Origin of the sequence: Rhodoplanes sp. Z2-YC6860, from assembly GCF_001579845.1 — a bacterium.
Taxonomy (GTDB): domain Bacteria; phylum Pseudomonadota; class Alphaproteobacteria; order Rhizobiales; family Xanthobacteraceae; genus Z2-YC6860.
The window spans coordinates 4,776,275-4,794,671 of record NZ_CP007440.1 but is presented as its reverse complement, the minus strand read 5'-3'; the positions used below and the strand labels follow the sequence as shown (position 1 = coordinate 4,794,671).

Annotated in this window: 16 protein-coding genes and 1 pseudogene; 11 read left to right on the top strand and 6 right to left on the bottom strand. The window is 64.6% G+C overall.

Going from position 1 to position 18,397, the window contains the following annotated elements; translation table 11 throughout:
* Positions 1-4 precede the first annotated feature (4 nt).
* Positions 5-922: a dimethylarginine dimethylaminohydrolase family protein gene (locus RHPLAN_RS22330; RefSeq protein WP_084245333.1), complete on the top strand. Its 918-nt coding sequence runs from the start codon at positions 5-7 to the stop codon at positions 920-922.
* Here RHPLAN_RS22330 and RHPLAN_RS22325 read toward each other — a convergent pair.
* Genes RHPLAN_RS22325 through RHPLAN_RS22315 form a run of 3 tightly spaced genes read right to left on the bottom strand, consistent with a single transcriptional unit; the run spans position 903 to position 5,574 of the window.
* Positions 903-1,958, bottom strand: coding sequence for a 2-oxoacid:ferredoxin oxidoreductase subunit beta (locus RHPLAN_RS22325; RefSeq protein ID WP_068022115.1), 1,056 nt, complete (start codon positions 1,956-1,958; stop codon positions 903-905). The two genes, RHPLAN_RS22330 and RHPLAN_RS22325, sit on opposite strands and share 20 nt — an antisense overlap.
* Entirely contained in the window at positions 1,955-3,802 is a 1,848-nt protein-coding gene (locus tag RHPLAN_RS22320; RefSeq protein ID WP_068022110.1) for a 2-oxoacid:acceptor oxidoreductase subunit alpha, read from the bottom strand. Before RHPLAN_RS22320 ends, RHPLAN_RS22325 begins: the two co-directional genes overlap by 4 nt.
* Positions 3,772-5,574, bottom strand: coding sequence for an FAD-dependent oxidoreductase (locus RHPLAN_RS22315; protein WP_068031665.1), 1,803 nt, complete (start codon positions 5,572-5,574; stop codon positions 3,772-3,774). The genes RHPLAN_RS22320 and RHPLAN_RS22315 overlap by 31 nt, the downstream gene beginning before the upstream one ends.
* Before the next feature lie 386 nt (positions 5,575-5,960).
* Between RHPLAN_RS22315 and RHPLAN_RS22310 the strand changes: the two genes are divergently transcribed.
* The 4 genes from RHPLAN_RS22310 to RHPLAN_RS22295 all read left to right on the top strand — a co-directional run bounded on the left by RHPLAN_RS22310 (position 5,961) and on the right by RHPLAN_RS22295 (position 10,141).
* Positions 5,961-6,764: an ATP12 family chaperone protein gene (locus RHPLAN_RS22310; RefSeq protein WP_068022106.1), complete on the top strand. Its 804-nt coding sequence runs from the start codon at positions 5,961-5,963 to the stop codon at positions 6,762-6,764.
* Positions 6,765-6,835: 71 nt separating this feature from the next.
* Positions 6,836-7,639 (top strand): hypothetical protein, encoded by an 804-nt coding sequence (locus RHPLAN_RS22305; protein ID WP_068022103.1) that lies wholly within the window; start codon positions 6,836-6,838, stop codon positions 7,637-7,639.
* Between the two features lie 145 nt (positions 7,640-7,784).
* On the top strand, positions 7,785-9,032 hold the full coding sequence (locus RHPLAN_RS22300; RefSeq protein WP_068022099.1) for a DUF898 family protein: 1,248 nt from the start codon (positions 7,785-7,787) through the stop codon (positions 9,030-9,032).
* Positions 9,032-10,141, top strand: a complete 1,110-nt coding sequence (locus tag RHPLAN_RS22295; protein WP_068022097.1) for a M48 family metallopeptidase — start codon at positions 9,032-9,034, stop codon at positions 10,139-10,141. Before RHPLAN_RS22300 ends, RHPLAN_RS22295 begins: the two co-directional genes overlap by 1 nt.
* Before the next feature lie 126 nt (positions 10,142-10,267).
* On the opposite strand, the gene RHPLAN_RS22290 is transcribed toward RHPLAN_RS22295, so the two are convergent.
* Positions 10,268-11,152 (bottom strand): tetratricopeptide repeat protein, encoded by an 885-nt coding sequence (locus RHPLAN_RS22290; RefSeq protein ID WP_068022095.1) that lies wholly within the window; start codon positions 11,150-11,152, stop codon positions 10,268-10,270.
* Positions 11,153-11,391: 239 nt separating this feature from the next.
* On the opposite strand from RHPLAN_RS22290, the gene RHPLAN_RS22285 reads away from it, so the two are divergent.
* Positions 11,392-12,924, top strand: coding sequence for an acyl-CoA carboxylase subunit beta (locus RHPLAN_RS22285; RefSeq protein WP_068022092.1), 1,533 nt, complete (start codon positions 11,392-11,394; stop codon positions 12,922-12,924).
* 36 nt (positions 12,925-12,960) lie between these two features.
* Here RHPLAN_RS22285 and RHPLAN_RS22280 read toward each other — a convergent pair whose 3' ends face one another.
* Entirely contained in the window at positions 12,961-14,265 is a 1,305-nt protein-coding gene (locus tag RHPLAN_RS22280) for a flavin-dependent oxidoreductase (protein WP_068022089.1), read from the bottom strand.
* A gap of 84 nt (positions 14,266-14,349) precedes the next feature.
* On the opposite strand from RHPLAN_RS22280, the pseudogene RHPLAN_RS41045 reads away from it, so the two are divergent.
* From RHPLAN_RS41045 to RHPLAN_RS22260, 4 genes and pseudogenes are all read left to right on the top strand, one after another.
* Positions 14,350-14,520, top strand: a pseudogene (locus tag RHPLAN_RS41045) (methylmalonyl-CoA carboxyltransferase); the annotation flags it as partial.
* 181 nt (positions 14,521-14,701) lie between these two features.
* Positions 14,702-15,631 (top strand): Tle-like phospholipase domain-containing protein, encoded by a 930-nt coding sequence (locus RHPLAN_RS22270; protein ID WP_157100415.1) that lies wholly within the window; start codon positions 14,702-14,704, stop codon positions 15,629-15,631.
* A gap of 80 nt (positions 15,632-15,711) precedes the next feature.
* Positions 15,712-16,170: an FKBP-type peptidyl-prolyl cis-trans isomerase gene (locus RHPLAN_RS22265; RefSeq protein ID WP_068022083.1), complete on the top strand. Its 459-nt coding sequence runs from the start codon at positions 15,712-15,714 to the stop codon at positions 16,168-16,170.
* 22 nt (positions 16,171-16,192) lie between these two features.
* Positions 16,193-16,576, top strand: a complete 384-nt coding sequence (locus tag RHPLAN_RS22260) for an MAPEG family protein (RefSeq protein ID WP_068022079.1) — start codon at positions 16,193-16,195, stop codon at positions 16,574-16,576.
* An 85-nt stretch (positions 16,577-16,661) separates the two neighbouring features.
* On the opposite strand, the gene RHPLAN_RS22255 is transcribed toward RHPLAN_RS22260, so the two are convergent.
* A complete protein-coding gene (locus RHPLAN_RS22255; protein ID WP_198164443.1) occupies positions 16,662-17,024 on the bottom strand; it encodes a hypothetical protein in 363 nt (120 codons plus the stop codon).
* A gap of 297 nt (positions 17,025-17,321) precedes the next feature.
* Between RHPLAN_RS22255 and RHPLAN_RS22250 the strand changes: the two genes are divergently transcribed.
* The gene (locus RHPLAN_RS22250) at positions 17,322-18,395 is read left to right on the top strand and encodes a cyclase family protein (protein ID WP_068022071.1); all 1,074 of its coding nucleotides are present in this window, start codon (positions 17,322-17,324) and stop codon (positions 18,393-18,395) included.
* Positions 18,396-18,397 lie beyond the last annotated feature (2 nt).

Sequence of the window (18,397 nt, the reverse complement as noted above, 5' to 3'; positions counted from 1 at the left end):
GAGCATGAACAATCAACGCCTGCTTTTTCTGATGTGCAGGCCGACGCATTTCGGCGTGCTCTATGCGATCAATCCCTGGATGAATCCGCTGGATTGGCAGCGGCACGAAACCGTGCTGGCGGAGCAGGCGCAGCGGCAATGGGCGGACCTGCGTGGTGCGCTGCTCGCGCGCGGCGCGACGATCGAGCTCGTTCCCGCCGTCGAGAGGCTGCCCGATCTGGTGTTCGCGGCGAACGCGGCGGTGGTGCTCGACGGCAAGGCACTGCTTGCGCGCTTTCGTCATCCTGAGCGCCAGGCCGAGGAGCCGCACTTCCGTGCGATGTTTCACGCGCTGAAAGCGCGCGGTGTGGTTCACGCCGTCCAGGACATGCCGGACGGCATGGTGCTGGAGGGCGCGGGCGACTGTGTGTTCGATCACACGCGCAATCTGTTCTGGATGGGCTTCGGCCCGCGCTCGCATGCTGCGGCTCGGCGCCTGGTGGGGGATACTTTCGGCGTCGAAGCGGTCGCGCTCGAGCTCGTCGATCCGCGCTTCTATCACATGGACACCGCGCTCTGTCCGCTGCCCGGCGGCGAGGTGCTTTATGTCCCCGGCGCGTTCACGGCGGCAGGCCGGGCGACGATCGCCGAGCGGGTGGGCAAAGACTGGCGGATCGAAATCGGTGAGGGCGACGCCGGCAAGCTTGCCGCCAATGCCGTGTGCCTCGATGGCACACTGGTGATGTCGGCTTGCAGCGAGCGGCTGCGAGCGGAACTCGCCGAGCGCGGCTATCGGGTTGCGATCGTGCCGCTCGGCGCATTCCTGCGCAGCGGCGGCTCGGCCTTCTGCCTGACGCTACGGCTCGACCGGCGGTCGGGCGCTTCCGCGCAACCGGAGCTCCGGTGCCAGTCGTCTGGGACGGCTAGCGCAAGCTCGCGTTGATCTTTTCCAGCGCCGAGGAGCCCGGGCAAAGGTCCTTTGCCTCCAGTGTATTCAGAGCCTTCTCGACCGTGTTCAGGTTGGCGTGCAGGTCGTCCGCCTCCGGGTCAACGTAGAGCAGGCCGGTGACCACCTGGCCCTTGGCGGCATGCTTCTGCAGGAACGCCATCGCCGCCAGACGGTCATGCACGTCGTAATCGGCGTCGATCTTGCGCAGCGCGAGCTTCGTGCCGTCGTGCTGTTCGACGACCTGCACCGTGCCGGGCGCCTGATCGATGCTGATCGGCGCGCGGCCGGTGATGACGTCGAGCCGGTTCACCGCCTCGTTATGCTCGCGCACATAATCGAAGCTCTTGGTCGAGCCGGTGTGGTTGTTGAAGGCGATGCAGGGGCTGATTACATCGATGAAAGCCGCGCCCTGATGGCGGATCGCGCCCTCGATGATCGGCACGAGCTGGTGCTTGTCCCCGGAGAAGCTCCGCGCCACGTAGGTCGCGCCGAGTTGCAGCGCGATGGCGACCATGTCGATGGCGTTGTCGGAGTTGGTGACACCGCGCTTCGACTTCGAGCCGCGGTCGGCGGTGGCCGAGAACTGGCCTTTGGTCAGGCCGTAGACGCCGTTGTTCTCGACGATATACGTCATGTTGACGCCACGGCGGATGGAGTGGGCGAACTGGCCGAAGCCGATCGAGGCGCTGTCTCCATCGCCGGACACGCCCAGATAAATGAGCTCGCGGTTGGCGAGGTTGGCGCCGGTGAGCACCGACGGCATGCGGCCGTGCACGGTGTTGAAGCCGTGCGAGTTGCCGAGGAAATAGTCCGGCGTCTTCGACGAGCAGCCGATGCCGGAGATCTTGGCCACCCGGTGCGGCTCGATCGAAAGATCGAAGCAGGCCTCGATGATCGCGGCCGTGATCGAGTCGTGGCCGCAGCCCGCGCACAGCGTCGATATCTTGCCTTCGTAGTCGCGGTGGGTGTAGCCGAGTTCGTTCTTCGGCAGGTCGCGATGATGGAATTTCGGCTTGGCGATGTAGGTCATGACACCACTTTCCGCAGCGGAGTAACTTTGAGCTGGTCCTGATGGTCGCCGATCGCCTTGGCGATGAAGCGGGCGGTGATCGGCGTGCCGTCGTAGTGCAGGATCGGCACGAGGCGCACCGGATCGATGCCGTTCTCGTTGACGATGAGCTGGCGAAGCTGCGCATCGCGGTTCTGCTCGACCACATAGACGAAGTCGTGGTCGGCGATGAAGCTCGCCACGCTCGAGTGGAACGGGAAGGCGCGGATGCGCAACCGGTCGAGCTGGTGGCCGCGCGCCTCGAGCATTCCGACTGCCTCGTCCATGGCAGGTGAGGTCGAGCCGTAATAGATCACGCCGTATTTCGTGGGCTTCTGCGCATTGGCCTGCAGCGGCCGGGGCACGAGGTCCTTCGCGGTTTCGAACTTCCGCAACAGCCGTTGCATGTTGTCCTGGTAGACCGCGCCTTCCTCGGAGTAGCGCGCATACCGGTCGCGAGACGTGCCGCGGGTGAAGTACGAGCCTTTGGTCGGATGCGTGCCCGGATAGGTACGGAACGGGATGCCGTCGCCGTCGACGTCGAGATAGCGGCCGAAGTCGCGCCCCTCGTCGAGCATCGCGGCCGTCATCACCTTGCCGCGGTCGTATTGCTTGCTTTCGTCCCATTTGAACGGGCGGCAGAGCCGGTGGTTCATGCCGATGTCGAGGTCGAGCATCAGGAAGACCGTCGACTGCAGCCGTTCGGCGAGGTCGAAGCACTGCGCCGCCATCTCGAAGGCCTCGTGCGGGTCTTCGGGGAAGAGCAGCGGATGCTTGGTGTCGCCGTGCGAGGCGTAGGCGCAGGAGATCACGTCGCACTGCTGGGTGCGGGTCGGCATGCCGGTGGAGGGGCCGGCGCGCTGCACGTTCATGATCACGGCAGGAATTTCGGCAAAGTACGTCAGCCCGATGAACTCGGTCATCAGTGAGACGCCGGGGCCCGATGTTGCCGTGAAGGCGCGGGCGCCGTTCCAGCCGGCGCCGACCACGATGCCGATGGAGGCGATCTCGTCTTCGCCCTGGACGATGGCGTACTTCGCCTTCTTGGTCTCCGGATCGTGGCGCAGCCGTTTGCAGTGACTCGTGAAGGCATCGGCGAGCGACGACGACGGCGTGATCGGATACCAGGCGCAGACCGTGGCGCCGCCATAGACTGCGCCGAGCGCAGCGGCATTGTTGCCTTCGACGAAGATGCGGTCGCCGACCTTGTCGGCCTTCTGTACGCGGAGCCCGATCGGGCATTTCAGATTCTGCAGCGCCCAGTCGCGGCCGAGATGCAGCGCATGGACGTTGGAGGAGAGCAGCTTCTCCTTCGTCTTGTACTGTTCGCCGATGAGCTGTTCGATCACCTTCGGATCCATGTCGAGCAGCGCCGACAGCGCCCCGAGATAGATGATGTTCTTGAACAGCTGCCGCTGGCGCGGATCGGTGTAGGTCGAGTTGGTGATGGCGGTGAGCGGCACGCCAATCACCGTGATGTCCTCGCGGAACTTCGAGGCGGGCATCGGCTTGGTCGAGTCGTAGAACAGGTAGCCGCCGGGCTCGATCGAGGCGACATCCTTGTCCCAGGTCTGCGGGTTCATCGCGACCATCATGTCGACGCCGCCGCGGGCGCCGAGATGGCCGTCCTCGGTGACGCGCACCTCGTACCAGGTCGGCAGGCCCTGGATGTTGGACGGGAAGATGTTGCGCGGCGACACCGGCACGCCGTGCCGGATGATCGAACGGGCGAACATCTCGTTGGCGCTTGCCGATCCGGACCCGTTGACGTTGGCGAACCGGACGACGAAGTCGTTTACGCTGCTGATCGGCGCTGTGGCTGACATGGCTTACCCGCGTGGGTCATATCGATGAGATACTTCTGCATGTCCCACGCTCCGGTGGGGCAGCGTTCGGCACAAAGCCCGCAGTGCAGGCAGACGTCCTCGTCTTTCACCATCACCCGGCCGGTCTTCAGGCCGTCGGCGACGTAAAGGTCCTGCGTGGCGTTGTTGGACGGTGCGCGCAGATGCGTGCGCAACTCCGGCTCGTCGGCATTCGGCGTGAAGGTGATGCAGTCCATCGGGCAGATGTCGACGCAGGCATCGCATTCGATGCAGAGCTGCGAGGTGAACACGGTCTGCACGTCGCAGTTCAGGCAGCGCTGCGCCTCGCCGAAGCCGAGTTTCGGATCGAAGCCCAGTTCGACCTCGGCCTTGATGTCCTTCAGCGCGATGACCTTCTCGCGGTGAGGCACCTTGAAGCGCATGTCGTTCGAGATGTCGTTGTCGTAGCTCCACTCGTGGATGCCCATCTTCTGCGACGAGATGGTCACCTCGGGCAGGGGGCGCTCGGTGATGTTCTCGCCGGAGCAGAACTTGTGGATCGACAGCGCGGCGTCGTGGCCGTGCGCAACCGCCCAGATGATGTTCTTCGGGCCGAAGGCCGCGTCGCCGCCGAAGAACACCTTCGGGTTGGTCGAGGCCATCGTCGTCGGATCGACCTTCGGCATGTCCCACTTGTCGAACTCGATGCCGATGTCGCGCTCGATCCAGGGGAAGGCGTTCTCCTGGCCGACAGCGACGAGCACGTCGTCGCACTCGAAATGCTGGTCCGGCTCGCCCGTGGGCACCAGCTTGCGGCGGCCCTTCTCGTCACGGACCGCTTTGACCTTCTCGAAGGTCACGCCGGTCAGCTTGCCGTTGTCGTGGGTGAAGGCCTTGGGCACCAGCATGTTGAGGATCGGAATGTCCTCATGCATGGCGTCTTCTTTTTCCCACGGCGAGGCTTTCATCTCCTCGAAGCCGGAGCGCACCACCACCTTCACGTCGTCGCCGCCGAGGCGGCGCGCGGTGCGGCAGCAGTCCATCGCGGTGTTGCCGCCGCCGAGCACGATGACGCGCTTGCCGATCTTGTCGGTGTGGCCGAACGACACCGACGACAGCCAGTCGATACCGATGTGGATGTTCTTCGCGGCTTCCTTGCGGCCCGGGATATCGAGCTCGCGGCCGCGCGGCGCGCCGGAGCCGACGAAGATCGCGTCATAATTTTCCGCGAGCAGCTTCTTCAAGCTGTCGATGCGCGTGCCGCCTTTGAACTCGATGCCGAGATCGAGGATGTAGCCGGTTTCCTCATCGATCACGCTGTTCGGCAGACGGAACTTTGGAATCTGCGTTCGCATCATGCCGCCGGCCTGCGGGTCCTGATCGAACACTGTGCAGAGGTATCCAAGTGGTGCGAGATCGCGCGCCACGGCGAGCGAAGCCGGTCCGCCGCCGATCAGCGCGACGCGCTTGCCGTTCTTCGGCGAGGGCTTGGGCATCCGCTGCTTGATGTCGTCGCCCTTGTAGTCGGCGGCAACACGCTTCAGCCGGCAGATCGCGACGGGGTTGTCTTCGACGCGGCCGCGGCGGCACGCGGGCTCGCACGGTCTGTCGCAGGTGCGTCCGAGAATTCCCGGAAACACGTTGGACTTCCAATTGATCATGTAGGCGTCGCTGTAGCGGCCTTCTGCGATCAGTCGGATGTATTCGGGGACAGGCGTGTGTGCTGGGCAGGCCCACTGACAATCAACCACTTTGTGGAAGTAGTCAGGGTTCGCAATATTCGTCGACTTCATCACTTCCTCGTTCACGCGGCCCTTGTTGTTTCGCGAATTCCCGGGAGCTCGCGTGACGTAACTTCGAAGGGACCAATTCCAAGGCAGTTGGCGGTTCCTAGTACCGCCTGATTCCATTGCAGTTTGGAATTTTAGTAGACAAAAACAGTGAATTCCACCGCCCAGGTGGACATAACTGGCATGGGCGCAAAGGTGCGCGGCGCTGCCGCACGCTGCAACGCCATAATGTGGCGGTGCAACCAAGGCCAAACGCCTTGAAATAGCGGATTTGCAGACTCCATTTATGGCGACGTTATCGTGTGTCGCGCCGATGAATGGCCTTGCTGCGCCGCACAAAGACGATCACAACATCGGCACCGGAATCCGCTCATACCCCTGCTGAACAGATGCGTGACATTTTCGAAGACATTTTTGAGAACCAGCCGCTCGATCCGATGGAAGCTGCGCGGCGCAGCATGCGCACGAACTTGCGCGTGCGCTTCTACAACGATGCGTCAGCGAGCGAACACAGGAGCGAAGGCGAGGGCGGCTACGCGGTGTTGCTCGACGGCCGCCCGGTGCGTTCGCCGGCACGCAAGCCGCTCGCGGCGCCGGCGCACGACCTCGCGCAGGCGATCGCCGCCGAATGGCAGGCGCAGGAGAAGGTGATCGATCCGGCCGCGATGCCGCTCAGCCGCCTCGCCAATTCGATCATCGATGGTGTGGCCGCGGCGCCGCAGCCGGTCGCCGACGAGATCGAAAAGTATCTCGGCACCGACATGCTGTTCTATCGCGCGTCCGATCCCGACGGGCTTGTTGCCCTTCAGCAAACGCATTGGGATCCGGTGCTCGATTGGGCTCGCGAGAGCTTCGGCGCGCGCTTCGTGCTGGCCGAGGGGGTGATGCATGTCGAGCAGCCGCCGGAGTCAGTTGCGAAGGCGCGAGCGATCATTTCATCAAGCGAAGGCATCGCGGGCGCGTGGCGGCTTGGTGCGCTTCACGTCGTGACGGCGCTGACCGGCTCGGCGCTGCTCGCACTCGCACTTGCGGCGGGGAGGCTTTCGCCTGATGAGGTCTGGACCGCGGCCCATGTCGACGAGGACTGGAATATGCAATTCTGGGGTCGCGACGAACTGGCGCTCGATCGGCGCGCCTATCGGAGAAGGGAATTCGACGCTGCAGCCGCGGTGTTGGCGGCGCTCCGGAGTTAACCCGAGCCGCCCGTATTCAGCATCGGCTAACCGGTTTCTGCTAGGCGTTTCTCGGACGGGAGCTCTGGCCGATGAAAGCGCGGATTGCGGTCGCATTTGCCGCCACGGTCGGCTGCATTGCGGTCATTTCCTGGGCGACTTACGCCGTGACCGTTCTGGAATGGGTCATGCCGGCGTCCAGCCTCCAGCTCGGCTACGCCGCGGCTCTCGATTACACCATCAAGACCGCCGAGGAGAACGGGCTCGACGCTCTGGCCAAGGATGTGCCGGGACTGGAGCAGGGCGCGGATGCGTCCACCGTTGCCGACGCCGCACAGCCGGCAACGACACGCAAGATCGCCAGCATCTATGGTTTGTTTACCGTCAGTGACGGCAGGGCGCTCCAACGGTTTCCCTATTCGATCGTCCCCGACATGTTCGAGCGCGATCAGCGCGAGCCGGTGACACGCGCTCGGCTCAAGCGCTTCTGGGACCGGGCACCGGCCTATTTCGACTATGCCGACAGCGACTGGAAGCTCGAATTCTGCAAGAGCTATCCGACGCCCTCGACCGGCATCTCGGCGATCGACGTGCGGTTGCGGCTCTCCAGCAGCGACGTTTGCGTCGTGCGCTGGCTGAAGGAACCGCAGGCCACCATGCTGGTCGGCGGCGTGGTGACCGAAGGCGGCCGGTGGCTGCGCCACTTCATCACCCCGATCTGCCGGCTGATGTCGACCGGCTGGCTCGACGAGTTCACCAGCGAGGGCGGCGCCAAGGTCGATTATGTCGCCTGCGCGCTGATCTACGACCCAAATCGACCGAGCGGCGGCCCCCGCGATCTGATGGATCGGCGGGTTTATCAGGTCAAAGATCAGGGCCTGGCGGTCATCCGCTGATTGAACCGGGGCCAATTGAACCCGGGCTGAGCCCCAATCGACCAAATGGCAAGGTGTATCGGCGGCCGGGTTCCGGCTGGCCGGCTTTTTGGTCCGTTCCATTTCTCGTCCGCGATGATTCACTCAAGAAAAGCGATTGATCTCCATGAATGACGTTCTCATTGCGGTCTTTTCGCCCCCTGTCGCGCCGCCGGAGCCGACCCCGGCCACGAGCCGCATCGTGTTCGAAAACGGCCGGCCGGCCTACCGCCGGCTCGTCATGCGTGGCGCGCTGCTCGAATTGGTCACGGTCGGCTTCTATCGCTTCTGGCTCGCCACGGATATGCGGCGGCATCTGTGGTCGCACACCTCGGTCGACGGCGATGCGCCGGAATACACCGGCACAGCAAAGGAATTGCTGATCGGCTTCCTGTTCGCGCTCGCAATCCTCGTGCCGCTCTATCTCACCTACTTCCTGCTCGGCATCGAGGCCGAGCGCCTGCAGGCCTTCGCCAGCACGCCGCTTGCGCTGTTCTACTACTTGTTCATCCAGTTCGCGGTCTATCGGGCGCGCCGCTACCGGCTGACCCGCACAGTGTGGCGCGGCGTGCGCTTCTCGATGGGCGGCTCGGGCCTGGGCTACGCGTGGCGCGTTGGCCTTTGGACGCTGCTCACGGCGGTCACTCTCGGATTTGCGCTGCCGTGGCGACAGGCCGTACTCGAGCGCTACAAGATGCGCCACACCGCCTATGGCAACCTGGCCGGCGGCTTCGTCGCGACTGGCGGCGGTCTCCTGCGACGCGCCTGGGGCTTGTGGGTTCTCGGTTGGGTCGCGGTCGGGGTGTTGGCTTCGGCTGGAACGGTGGCGATGTCGTTATCGTTGTCAGCCAATTCGGCAGACATGGTGACGTTCTCGCTGATCATTTCCTGCGTGATCGCCGCGCCGTTCTTCTACGGCATCTACAAGGCCATCGAATGGCGCTGGTGGGCCTCTGGCATCCGCTTCGGCGAGGTGAGCTTTGAATCGGAGCTGCGCAGCAGCCAGCTGATCGGTCTCTACTGGAAGGTGATCGGTTGGAGTATGCTGATCTTGGTCGCGGTGTCGGCCGTTGTTGGCGCCGTGTTTGTCATGGCGTTTGCCGGGCTGAGTGACTCGTCTTCGAGCGTCGAGTTTGTGCAGAGGTTCGTGCAGGAGCCGGCGTACATGGCCGCATTTGCGGTTGCCTACGTCGCCGCCGTTCTGGCGTTCTGGACAGTGACCCGCATCTATCTGATCCATGACGTGTGGCAGCGCGTGACGCAGTCGGTGACCGTGCACAATCTCGGTGCCGCGGCGGACGTCGCCGAGCAGGGCCAGGTGGTCAGCGCGGTCGGGGAGGGGCTGGCTGACAGCCTCGATGTGGGCGGCTTCTGATGGACGTTCTTTCGGTTCAAGAAAACCAGGCGGCCGGCGCGGCGACCGCGCCGGCCGCGATCTATTTCGACGGCAAGACCAATCGCAAGCGCCCCGTCACATTGCGCATGGCCGGGGGCATCGAGATCGTCGAGCAGGACCGCATCCTCGACATCTGGCCGTTCGGCGAGGTGCGCCGCGCCGACGGTCCGCCGAATGTGATGCGGCTCGCTTGCATCACGGCGCTGCCGTTGGCGCGCTTGGAAATCAGCGACGAAGCCACCAGGGCCGCGATCCTCACGCACTGCGTGGCCATCGACGCCACGGCGCCGGGCCGCAGCAACACGCTCCGGATCGTCTTCTGGTCGCTCGCGGCCTTTTGCTCGATCGTGGGCCTTGCGATGTACGGCATTCCCTTGGCGGCCGAGCGGTTGGCGCCGCTCGTTCCGTATTCGCTCGAGAAGCGCATCGGTGACGCGGCCGACGGCCAGATTCGCGCCGCTCTGGGCGGCCAGATCTGCACCAATGCCGAAGGGCAGGCGGCATTCGCCGCCATGGTGGAGAAGATCAAGGCGGCCGGCGAACTCGACATGCCGCTCGACGCCCACGTGCTCTCGTCTGACACCGCCAATGCCATGGCGCTGCCCGGCGGCCGGGTCTACCTGCTCGATGGGCTCCTGCAAAAAGCGAACAGCCCCGACGAGATCGCGGCGGTCATCGCCCACGAGCTCGGACACGTGAAGCATCGTGACAACGTGCGCCGCCTGATCCAAACCGGCGGGACGTCGTTCCTGTTCGGGCTGTTATTCGGCGACGTCACCGGCGCCGGCGTGGTGATCATGGTCAGCCGCGAATTGATCGACGCATCGCACTCGCGCGAGGCGGAGCGCGGCGCCGACGACTTTGCCATCGACGTGATGCACAAGCTCGGCCGCTCGCCGCAGCCGATGGGCGAGTTTCTGCTTCGCATCACCGGCGAGCAGCGCAACAGCGCGATCGCGATGTTCGCCAGCCATCCGCTTTCGGAGGATCGCCTCGAGACGATGAAGAAGGCGAACCGCCCCAACACCGGTCCCGCCATTCTGTCGGACGCGCAGTGGCGCGCTCTCAAGAACATCTGCAAGGGCTAGGGTCTGATTCAACTTCGTTGAATCAGACCCGTCGCTCTTTGTCCTGTTTTGGCATGATCCTTTCCGAAAACCGCTTCACACTTTTCGGGATCATGCCCTGGACGAACGCGTCTGTTCGCAGGCTCGCTATTTTTTCGTCTTGCCTTGCTCAGCCAAGGTCCGGGCTTGGTTCGCCGGAGTGAAATCCGGCTTCAGCTTCAAGGCGCGCTCGTAGTCGGCGATCGCTTCGTCGAGCCGGCCCTGCTCATAGGAGACATTGCCGCGATTGACGATCGCCTCGACGTTGTTCGGATCGATCGCAAGCGCGCGTTCGATGCTCGCCCGCGCCTCCTCGAGCCGGCCCATGGCCTTGAGCGTCAGGCCACGGTTGGAGTGCGCGCCGGCCATGTCGGGAAACAGCGCGATCGCCCGGTCGTAGTCGACGAGTGCATCGGTGAAGAGGCCGAGCTTCACCTTGACCTCGGCGCGGTTGTAGAAGGCCGGTGCAAGTTGCGGCATCAGCGTCAGCGCGCGGTCGAAGCCCGCGAGCGCCTCGTGGAGCCGGCCCAGGTCCGAGAGGACGCCGGCGCGGTTGCAGAGGTCGGCGGGGTTGTCGGGCCGCAGTGCCAGGGCGCGGTCGAAATCGGCCAACGCTTCCGGCAGCCGCTTCATCTCGGCCAGAAGGGTTCCGCGGTTGCCATAGGCATCGGCGAAGCCTGCATCGGTTTCGATGGCACGGCTGAAGGCCTTGAGCGCGTCGTCGTCCCTGTTCTGGCGCAGATGTGCTTGGCCGAGGAGGTTGAAGAGCCGGGCCTGCGGCGCGCCGAGGGCGAGGGCCCGATTGACCACCTTGATGCCCTCGTCGATCTGGCCTTCCTGGAGCGCCAGCACCGCCACGTAATAGAGCGCGTCCACGTTGTTCGGGTTGGTCTGCAGGATCGCCACATAGCGCTGCATGGCGAGGTCGTGCTTGCCTTGCCGGTGCAGGGCCAGGGCCTCCTGGAGAGGGTCTTGGGCGTCGGCGGTTGTCATCGGCGGTGCTTCTGCACGAAGCCGCCGAATGGGGCAACCCGCCGACCCCCACCTCATTCCTCCCCCTTTCAGGGCAAGGACGGTCGCGCTGCACAGTCCGCTCAAGGCTTCTGATACCGACGTCAGCCGCTCCCTCCCCCTGAAAGGGGGAGGGCCGGGGTGGGGGTCAGCTTCAACCCAGCCCCCTCCGTGGTATGCCTCTTGCCTGAGTTCGGAAGAAAAGGGACTGCGGGGTCGGAATGAAGGATATCCTCGACAGGTTGGAGCAGCGCCGCGGCCAGGCCCGGCTGGGGGGCGGCGAGGCGCGCATCGACGCCCAGCACAAGCGCGGCAAGCTCACCGCCCGCGAGCGCATCGAGCTCCTGATGGACAAGGGCTCGTTCGAGGAGTTCGACATGTTCGTCGAGCACCGCTCCATCGACTTCGGCATGGAGAAGCAGAAGATCCCCGGCGACGGCGTGGTCACCGGCTGGGGCACGGTGAACGGGCGCACCGTGTTCGTGTTCGCCAAGGACTTCACGGTGTTCGGCGGAAGCCTGTCGGAGACCCATGCGCAGAAGATCATCAAGGTGCAGGACGCCGCGATGCGGGCCCGCGCCCCGATCATCGGCCTGTTCGACGCCGGTGGCGCGCGCATCCAGGAGGGCGTGGCCTCGCTCGGCGGTTACGGCGAGGTGTTCAAAAGGAACGTCATCGCCTCGGGCGTCATCCCGCAGATCAGCGTGATCATGGGGCCGTGCGCCGGCGGCGATGTCTATTCGCCGGCCATGACCGACTTCATCTTCATGGTGCGCGACACGAGCTACATGTTCGTCACCGGCCCCGACGTGGTGAAGACCGTGACCAACGAGGTGGTCACCGCCGAGCAGCTCGGCGGCGCGAGCGTGCATACCACGAAATCGTCGATCGCCGACGGTGCCTACGACAACGATGTCGAGTGCCTTCTCCAGATGCGGCGGCTGATCGACTTCCTGCCGTCGAGCTTCGAAGCGGGCGTGCCGGAATGGCCGAGCCACGACGACGCCTCACGTGAGGATCGTTCGCTCGATACGCTCATTCCCGACAACCCGAACAAGCCTTACGACATCAAGGAACTCATCACCAAGGTGGTGGACGAGGGCGATTTCTTCGAGCTCTCGCAAAATTTCGCAGGCAACATCGTCACGGGCTTCGGCCGCATCGCCGGCCGCACCGTGGGCTTCGTCGCGAACCAGCCGATGGTGCTGGCCGGCGTGCTCGACAGCGACGCCTCGCGCAAGGCCGCGCGTTTCGTGCGCTTCTGCGACGCGTTCAACATCCCGATCGTGACGTTCGTCGACGTGCCGGGATTTCTCCCCGGCACCGATCAGGAATACGGCGGCTTGATCAAGCATGGCGCCAAGCTCCTGTTCGCCTATTCGCAAGCCACGGTGCCGCTCGTTACCATCATCACGCGCAAGGCGTTCGGCGGCGCCTATGACGTGATGGCGTCAAAGCACGTCGGTGGCGATCTGAACTACGCGTGGCCGACGGCGCAGATCGCGGTGATGGGGGCGAAGGGCGCGGTGGAGATCATCTTCCGCGCCGACATCGGCGACCCCGACAAGATCGCGGCGCGCACCAAGGAATACGAGGAGCGGTTCCTGTCGCCGTTCATCGCCGCCGAGCGTGGCTATATCGACGACGTGATCATGCCGCACTCGACGCGGCGGCGGATCGCGAGGGCGCTGGCGATGCTGAAGGGCAAGCAGGTCGAGATGCCGAAACGGAAGCACGACAATTTGCCGGTGTGAAGGAGGGCGGGCGTTCGGTGCCGCTGGAGCCAGGCGTTACATCGCGTGCGCGTGCGCCGGCGGCACCCTTGCCGCCTCCTTGATCGTCCTCTCGGCCTTGTTCAGCGCTTCGATCGCAAATCCAGCGGCGGCCTTGTAGCCAGCCATGAATTCCGCGCGCTCTTTCGCCGGGATGACGTCATCGATGTTGTCGAACGTGCCGCCGCAGCGCTCGTCTACCATGTTGAGGAGCCCAAACGGTCCCGCGCCACGGTTGCGTAAGACCACCTGAGAAATCGGGCCACACTGCTTCTTGTCGAAGGCCTCCAGCGCCGCAGACGTCACGCCGTGCTCAACCATGCACGCGCCGAGCACGCGCGCATCGACGATGGCTTGGCTGCCTCCATTCGAGCCAGTGGGATACATCGGGTGCGCGGCATCCCCCATCAGCAACACCGGGCCGTCCTGCCATGTCGGGATCGGGTCGCGGTCGATCATCGGGTTTTCGAAGACGCTGTCCGCGCCGCGGAGCATTTTGGGCACGTCGAGCCAGTCCCAGACCCAGCCGTCAAAGTGGTGCGCGAAGTCGGATGTCTGCACTTGGCGGAACCAGCCGCTCTGCTTCCAGCCATCACTGTTGTCCATCGTGACCTCAGCGATCCAATTGATCATCGAGAGACCGGTGGCTGGATCGGGGTGCGATATCGGATAAAAAACCACCCGCTGGCGGTGCGTGCCGAGCCCGACGAAAGACGAACCCGTGCGGATGGGTTTGCCCCAAGTCGTGCCGCGCCACATCACCGCACCGCCCCAGTGAATCGGCGGCTGGTTCGGGTGCATCTGCGCGCGCACCGCGGAGTGAATACCGTCGGCTCCGATCAGCAGCGCGCCAGTCACGTCGGATGTGCGGCCGTCGATCTGTTCGATGAATGCTGTGACGCTGCCATCGGAGTTCTTCCGATAGCCGGTGACACGGCTGCCAAGGCGGAGCACCTCGGCGCCGGCGCGCTCCTTGAGCCTGTCGTGCAGGAGCATGTGGAAATGGCCGCGATGCACGGCGTATTGCGGCCAGCTATAGCCGGCCAGCAGCCCGCGCGGCTCTGAATAGACATTGTTGCCATTGAGCCCGACCAGCGCCCACTCCTTGGCCGGCAGGCCGACGCGGTCCAGATCGGCCGCCGTAAAGCCGAGGTCGTAAAGCTCGCGCACGGCGTTTGGCTGCATGTTGATGCCGACGCCGAGTGGGCGCATCTCGCGCACCGCCTCGAACACGACGCACGGCACGCCGATCTGATGCAGCGTCAAGGCAGCAGCCAGCCCGCCAATGCCGCCGCCTGCGATAATGACAGGTTTGTTCCCCAAGTCCCCGGCCCAGTCTGCAGATATAAAAAGTCCATTATCCCTGCGGGGTTGGGGAGGAGCAAGCTGTCTGCGGCCGTCAGCCGGTTCGCCTGTTCGCAGGCGGCGGCGCCTTTCAGCGGCGCCTATGACGTGATGGCGTCAAAGCACATCTTCCGCGCCGACATCGGCGACCCGGACAAGATCGCGGCACGCACCAAGGAATACGAGGAGCGGTTTTTGTCGCCGTTCATCGCCGCCGAGCGTGGCTATATCGACAACGAGGCGGCGCTCCTCGCCATCGACCTGGTCGCGAAATCCCAGAAGCTGGACGGACCGTAGCGCCGCGCGCCTTGCGGCGTTCGAGAGCTGTGAGGCGGTATCCGGCAACGCCGCCGCCGGAGGGGCGGCGGGTTAGGATGCGGCGGGCGTTCTTCCTGGGCTGACGGAGGGGCATGTCGTGGGGGCGTTGCGTTTCGGCGTCCGTCTGGCTGTGGTGCTGGCGCTCGGCTTTGCGCTGACCGGCTGCTCCAGCCTTTTCCTGTTTCAGGACCCCAACGAGGTGATCGTCCGGGTTGGGGACCAGCCCGACCGCTATGCGGCGCGCGACGTCGCGAAGGTCTATTACGGTTACGCCCAGCTTGCGGCGCTGGCCTATGACGATGTGGCGGATGGCACCCAGTACGGCCGCTGGAAATTCGTTCGCGTGCCGAAGTTCGAATGTCCGGCCGACCGGATCTGTGCAGGCGAGCTCGGTGTCCAGCTCTGGGTGTATATGAGCGGCCGGACCTGCCGCGAAGCCGTCATCTCGTATCGCGGCACCGTGTTTTCGTCGTTCGACGATTGGATCGCCAATTTTCACTGGTTCAATCGTCTGACGCCGATCTACGACTATTACGATCAGGCCGGCGGGCACATCGACCGGATCGTCAGCATCGCGGAGCGTTTGGGCTGCACCGGCCGGATCGTCGCGGTCGGCCATTCGCTCGGCGGCGGGCTCGCGCAACACGTGGCCTATGGCCACAAGCGCATTCGCATCGTCTACGCGTTCGATCCGTCCTTCGTGATCGGCATTGGCGATTTCGCTGCGGCCGGCGAGCAGACCTACCGAAAAGGCCGGCTGTTCGATTACGTCTACGAGCACGGCGAGATTCTGGCTTTGCTTCGCTACATCGGCCGGCAATTCCATCCGTACGAGGCGTGCAACCCGCGCATCCGGACCGTCCGCTTCAACACTTTGACCGGCTCGTTCATCAGCCAGCACCGCATTCAAAGCCTGGCCGACAAATTGACGGTGTTGGCGACGTCGCCGCCACCGCCGCCTCCCACAGTGCCGGATGGCCTCAGCAGGCCATATGTCCCCGACGCGCCTTGCCCGCATCCAACCTGATCCACGCGCCCGATGCCCCCTTGCGGTGGCCGCCGGATCGGGCCAGAGATGCCCCCGAAATCGCCACCGGAGGTCAATCGATGCCACCGTTTTCACGCGCTGCCGCACTGGCTGCAATTCTCACCCTCGGACTGCCTGTTCTTGGAGTTGCCACTATGGATGAATCCGTTGCCCAATCCGCCGCGAAGCCCGTCACCACGGCGTCGGGGCTGCAATACATCGACACCAAGCCGGGCACTGGCGCGCAGCCCAAGTCGAACCAGACCGTCGTCGTGCACTACACTGGCTGGCTCTATGCCAATGGCGCCAAGGGCAAGAAATTCGACTCCTCGGTCGACCGCGGCGAGCCGTTCGAATTCCCGGTCGGCGCGGGCCGCGTGATCCGTGGCTGGGACGAGGGCGTGGGCTCGATGAAGGTCGGCGGCAAGCGCACGCTGATCATTCCGCCGACGCTCGGCTATGGCGCGAGCGGGGCAGGCGGCGTCATTCCGCCGAACGCGACGCTGATGTTCGACGTCGAGCTGCTCGGCGTGAAGTAACCGCGTCACGGCAGGCGATCCCATGCCGAAATACACTGCAGTCGTCACGCTGCTGGCGGTGGTTTTCTACCTCTTCATCGGCACCCGCGTTTCGGTGGCTCACGCCAAGTTCGGCGTGAAGCTGCCGGCGACCGCCGGCCATCCCGACTTCGAGCGCATCCACCGCGTGCACATGAACACGCTGGAATGGATGCCGGTGTTCCTGCCGCTGCTGTGGCTGTCGGCGGTCTATTTCAACGATGCCGCGTCGGCCGCAATCGGGCTCGCCTGGATCGTGGGCCGCGTGCTGTACTACGTCGGCTACCGCGAAGCGGTGGACAAGCGACGGCCGGGGTTTTTCATCCAGGCGATGGCTTGTCTGATGCTGCTGATCGGCGCGGTCGCGGGCATCGTCATGCACTGGTGAGCGGGACCGGACAAAAATGAGCCGGCGCAGGCCAAGCCCGCGCCGGCTTTCTTTTTTGTGTGACTGGTCTGTGGCGCGGCGGCGCTTACGCGCGCTCCGCCGTCCAGCGTCCCGAGCAGCGCTCGTCGCCGGAGCGGCCGCTCCAACTGCCGCCGCCGCGGGACGCGCTAAGCCGGCCCGAGCCATTCGCCGATTTGCCCATCGCCGAGACGAACACGCGCACGCTGCCCTTGCCGGTGACGCGGCCGTTGGCCTTGACCAGGCCCGGGAAGCTGACATGGCCGTTCGTGATGTCGACTGGGAAATTGTAGGTGTCGCACGAGCCACGGGTCGTGGTGATCGAAAGGCTCCAACGGCCGTCATAGGGCGTGCCTGCGTTCGCGAAGCTCGCGGTGGCTGCCACGGCAGCGAGGGCCAGAAGGCTGGATCGGACAAAAGAACTGGTCATGCTAATTCCCCTGATGGTTCGGCGCCGCGATATGGCGCCGCATATCTGTTGGTCGCGACCGGCGCCGACAAGGTTCATTCCCTGATCGGGGGAGGCTAGGAATCAAAGCCTCACGCAACGACGTTACGACTCTGTTGATTGCGCGCGTATGACCGCCGTCACACTGCGTCCGGGCGCCGCATATCGGGGTGCTGGGCAGCTCAAGCCGAGACAGAGTGTCGTTTGACACGCCCCGATTGCTGCCGCCCCAGCGCAGCGCCACAATGCCGCATCGGAAGACAATTTCGGGAGGCTCGCATGACCTGCAAATTTCTCGCCCGCGTCTTTCTCGCGTCTTCGGCGCTGCTGATCGCGTCGCATGCGGCGCATTCTCAGTCACAAGCCCAGCCGACAGCTGCATCATCATGGCCTGCCGGCGATGAGATCGGCATGGCCAACACGCTCGGGCCCGAGACTTGGAAGCGCTGCGCGCCGTATCTGGCGAAGGCCAAGGCGAAAGTCTACGAACTGTCCTTCATCCGCTCCAACACCATGCCGCAGTCGCCGTTTGCGATCCCGCATAAGGAGAACGCCAAGCCGACTGTCGGCATCCCCGGCACCTATCACGCCTTCAACACCGACGAGACGGTGAGCGACGATCCCGGCCAGCAGGGCACGCAGATGGACGCGATCGGCCATTTCGCGGTGCTGCCGGACAAGTGGGACGGCAAGAGCGCGTTTCCGTCGGACCGCGCGAAATACTATGGCGGTTTCACCCAGACCGACGTGAAGCCGACGCCGGATTCGCCGCTGAAGAAGCTCGGCATCGACAAGGCACCGCCGATCGTCACCACCGCGGTGCTGCTTGATGCCAGGGCTTATCTCGGGAAGGGCAAACCGATGGAGCCCGGCGCCGTGATCGGTGCCAAGGACATCGAGGCGATGCTGAAGGCGCAGGGCCTGGGCAAACGCGGGCTGCAGCCCGGCGACGTGCTCTACATCTACACCGGCTGGGGTGATTACTGGAAAGATCCCGACACCGAGAAGTTCTACTACACCAAGGGGCCGGGACTTGGTTACGACGCCGCCAAGATGATCGCCGAGAAGAAGGTCGTGCTGGTCGCCCTGGACAACGCGTTCACCGATCCGGTGCCGGACGGCATGCTGCAGAACAAGGCCGCGCCCGCGGCCGGCACGCCCGACGGGTTGCCGTTCGTGATCCATCACCAGAACCTTGCGATCGCCGGCATTCACCAGATCCAGAACGCCAATCTCGGCGAACTCGCCAAGGACAAGGTCTGGCTGTCCTGCACCATGATCCTGCCGCTGCGCACCCAGGGCGGCTCGGGCTCGCCGGTGAGGCCGGTGTCAATCGGCGCGCCTGGCAAGTGAGG

Excerpts from the sequence above, each read along its gene's own strand:
- RHPLAN_RS22330 (WP_084245333.1), top strand. The coding sequence starts at position 5 with ATGAACAATCAACGCCTGCTTTTTCTGATGTGCAGGCCGACGCATTTC.
- RHPLAN_RS22325 (WP_068022115.1), bottom strand. The coding sequence starts at position 1,958 with ATGACCTACATCGCCAAGCCGAAATTCCATCATCGCGACCTGCCGAAG.
- RHPLAN_RS22320 (WP_068022110.1), bottom strand. The coding sequence starts at position 3,802 with ATGTCAGCCACAGCGCCGATCAGCAGCGTAAACGACTTCGTCGTCCGG.
- RHPLAN_RS22315 (WP_068031665.1), bottom strand. The coding sequence starts at position 5,574 with ATGAAGTCGACGAATATTGCGAACCCTGACTACTTCCACAAAGTGGTT.
- RHPLAN_RS22310 (WP_068022106.1), top strand. The coding sequence starts at position 5,961 with ATGCGTGACATTTTCGAAGACATTTTTGAGAACCAGCCGCTCGATCCG.
- RHPLAN_RS22305 (WP_068022103.1), top strand. The coding sequence starts at position 6,836 with ATGAAAGCGCGGATTGCGGTCGCATTTGCCGCCACGGTCGGCTGCATT.
- RHPLAN_RS22300 (WP_068022099.1), top strand. The coding sequence starts at position 7,785 with ATGAATGACGTTCTCATTGCGGTCTTTTCGCCCCCTGTCGCGCCGCCG.
- RHPLAN_RS22295 (WP_068022097.1), top strand. The coding sequence starts at position 9,032 with ATGGACGTTCTTTCGGTTCAAGAAAACCAGGCGGCCGGCGCGGCGACC.
- RHPLAN_RS22290 (WP_068022095.1), bottom strand. The coding sequence starts at position 11,152 with ATGACAACCGCCGACGCCCAAGACCCTCTCCAGGAGGCCCTGGCCCTG.
- RHPLAN_RS22285 (WP_068022092.1), top strand. The coding sequence starts at position 11,392 with ATGAAGGATATCCTCGACAGGTTGGAGCAGCGCCGCGGCCAGGCCCGG.
- RHPLAN_RS22265 (WP_068022083.1), top strand. The coding sequence starts at position 15,712 with ATGCCACCGTTTTCACGCGCTGCCGCACTGGCTGCAATTCTCACCCTC.
- RHPLAN_RS22260 (WP_068022079.1), top strand. The coding sequence starts at position 16,193 with ATGCCGAAATACACTGCAGTCGTCACGCTGCTGGCGGTGGTTTTCTAC.
- RHPLAN_RS22255 (WP_198164443.1), bottom strand. The coding sequence starts at position 17,024 with ATGACCAGTTCTTTTGTCCGATCCAGCCTTCTGGCCCTCGCTGCCGTG.
- RHPLAN_RS22250 (WP_068022071.1), top strand. The coding sequence starts at position 17,322 with ATGACCTGCAAATTTCTCGCCCGCGTCTTTCTCGCGTCTTCGGCGCTG.